The 2,409-nt window shown below is 70.7% G+C and carries 2 protein-coding genes; both read right to left on the bottom strand.

Annotation, left to right across the window (positions count from 1 at the left end; translation table 11 throughout):
- Positions 1-433: 433 nt before the first annotated feature.
- Positions 434-1,612, bottom strand: a complete 1,179-nt coding sequence (locus tag J0F76_RS20490; protein WP_207472307.1) for an ABC transporter substrate-binding protein — start codon at positions 1,610-1,612, stop codon at positions 434-436.
- Entirely contained in the window at positions 1,609-2,196 is a 588-nt protein-coding gene (locus J0F76_RS20485; protein ID WP_207472306.1) for an ANTAR domain-containing response regulator, read from the bottom strand. The genes J0F76_RS20490 and J0F76_RS20485 overlap by 4 nt, the downstream gene beginning before the upstream one ends.
- Positions 2,197-2,409 lie beyond the last annotated feature (213 nt).

Here is a 2,409-nt window from a genome sequence, read left to right as displayed (position 1 = left end):
TCAGCCGGTTGTAGTTGCCCCGAGGCTCGGCGTTGAACAGCGTCACGTCCCAGGCACCCGGCCCAGCCTCGAACACCTGCTCCAGCAACCGACCAGACGCCATCCCCGCGCCAATGATGACAAGCCTGCGGCGGGCGGGGTGGGGCGTAGGGGACTGAAAGGACATGGCGTTCATGATGGCTCCGGTGGCAAGATGGGTCCGTGGCTGTCGGAAAGCAGACGTCGGGATCGCCCAGGGGGCTGCCGTCAACCGCTGCTTTCAGGGGATGCCGCATCGTTGCGAGCGGGCCGGTGGCGCGCCATTGCGCCGGGCCATGGGTGAACCATCAGCCGAAGCCGGGCGAAGGCCAAGCCCCGTCCGATGGGCAAAGGCCGTCCGGTGTCATTTCAGACCAAGATCGCGGAAAGATTGCGCGAACTGCCCGTCGATTGGTCAGTTTGCGGATGCAGGACCCAGGGGATCGAAGGTGAAGCCGTCGAAGAACCGGTCCGCCCGCAGAATCATTCCGCCCCGTTCCGCCGCGACAAGGCGGTCCTCGGGCAAGGCCCCTTCGACCCGTTGCGAGGCGCCGGGCAGCGGCGCGCCTGCGGGGCGGAGATGCCGGCGGTAAAGGTCGGTGCGGAAACGGGGCGTGGCGCGGTCCATCGCGGCCTGCGGGTCCAGCCCGTGACGGCCGGCGATGCGCTGCGCGAAAAGCGCGCCGAGGCTTTTCCAGGGAAAGCTGGCCCCGCCCGCGTTGAAGGCGATGAAGCCCGGCGCCTGGCGGATGTCGCCCCCCGCGCTGATCGTCAGGCGCCCGGTCAGCCCGCGTTCGGCCAGTTCGGGCGGCAGGTCGAGATAGGCCGCGCGCGACAGGATCTCGGCCGCGGTACCGCGGTGGTCGGGATCGTCCATCCAGCGGCCCGCACGCCAGATGGCGCGCATCAGGGCGCCGGTTTCCGCTGGGCGGGTTTCGGCAAAGTCGTGCAGCAGCACCAGCCCCTTTTCGGGTGGCGCGGCCCAGATCGCGGTGCCCGGCAGCAGAAGCGCCGCAAGCCCGCGTTCGACGGCAAAGGAGGCCCAGGGCTCGCCCACGCAGAAGGCATCCACGTCGCCCCGCGCGATGGCATCGGCCATCATCGGCGGCGGCACCGTGACCAGGTCCAGCTCGGCGGGCGCGAAGCCGCAGCCCGTCAGCCAGTGGCGCACCAGTTCGGACTGGGTCGAAAGGTGGAACGGCACGCCCACCCGCAGCCGCCCCGTCACCGCCGCGCGCAGGGCAAGGCCGGCGGCGCGGGCGTCATCGAAGGCAAAGCCGTGGCCTGCCGCGCGCAGGCGTTCCTCCAGCACGCGATTGACGGCGACGGCCTGCCCGCCATGGGACAGGAACATCACTAGGTCCATCGCGGGCAGCGCCGGACCAAGGCCAAGCGCCTGGCCCACCGGCATCGGCACCAGCATGTGGGCGGCGTCGATCATTCCCGCGCCCAGCATGTCGCGCGCCTGCGCCCAGGCTCCAAGGCGGACCAGGTCGAAGGCCAGGCCCTCCTCGGCCGCGAAGCCAAGCTCGTGCGCGACGATCAGGGGCGCCGCGTCGATCAGGGGCACATAGCCAAGGCGCAGCGTCCTCATCGGCCCAGAAGCCCCGCCGCCATCACGAGTTGCTGGGCGATGTCGGCCACGCGCTTGCCCCCGTCCATCGCCGTCTTGCGCAGCAGCGCATAGGCCGCTTCCTCGTCGATGCCGCGCGCCTTCATCAGCACGGCCTTGGCGCGGTCGATGATCTTGCGTTCCTCCAGGGCGGCGCGGGTGGCGGCCAGTTCGGCGCGCATCTGCTGGAAGATATGGAAGCGCGCGATGGCCGCGTCCAGGACAGGCTTCAGCCGTTCGGGTCGCAGCCCGTCCACGACATAGGCCGAGATCCCGGCCTCGATGGCCGCGCGGGTCATCCCCTCGTCCGAGCGGTCCACGAACATCGCAACCGGCCGTTCGGACGGGCCGGAGGCGAGCGCCAGCTCCTCCAGCACGTCGCGCGACGGGTTGGCGATGTCGATCAGCACCACGTCGGGGCGCAGCTCGGCCACCTGCCGGGCCAGGCCCGATTGTTCGGCGATGATGCGGATGTCGTGGTCGCCCGCCTCGCGCAGGCCATCGGCAATGGGCTGCGCGCGGTCGGGATCGGGCTCGACAACAACGATGAGAAGGCGTTTCGACATGGCTGCCCGTGTGGTTGCACGGGTAAGCCGCCCTGCGCAATGGCGGGCATGGCCTGCCATGGCGCATTGCCCGCAAAATGGGCAGGATCAGCCAAACAGCGCCCCGGCCCGCTCCACCTGCCCCGACGCGATCAGCGCCGCCAGCAGCACGCGCGCCTGTCCGGGGCGCAGCACCGCCGACAGCACCGCCCCGGCGCGCGCCAGGTCATGCCC

The organism is Paracoccus fontiphilus (assembly GCF_017356265.1).
In the GTDB taxonomy this organism is placed as follows: domain Bacteria; phylum Pseudomonadota; class Alphaproteobacteria; order Rhodobacterales; family Rhodobacteraceae; genus Paracoccus; species Paracoccus fontiphilus.
Note: the sequence above shows the minus strand (reverse complement) of the source record. Positions and strands in the feature narration are given on the sequence as shown.

What these genes read in the sequence shown, in the direction of transcription:
- J0F76_RS20490 (WP_207472307.1), bottom strand. Translation starts at nt 1,612, where the DNA reads ATGAGGACGCTGCGCCTTGGCTATGTGCCCCTGATCGACGCGGCGCCC.
- J0F76_RS20485 (WP_207472306.1), bottom strand. Translation starts at nt 2,196, where the DNA reads ATGTCGAAACGCCTTCTCATCGTTGTTGTCGAGCCCGATCCCGACCGC.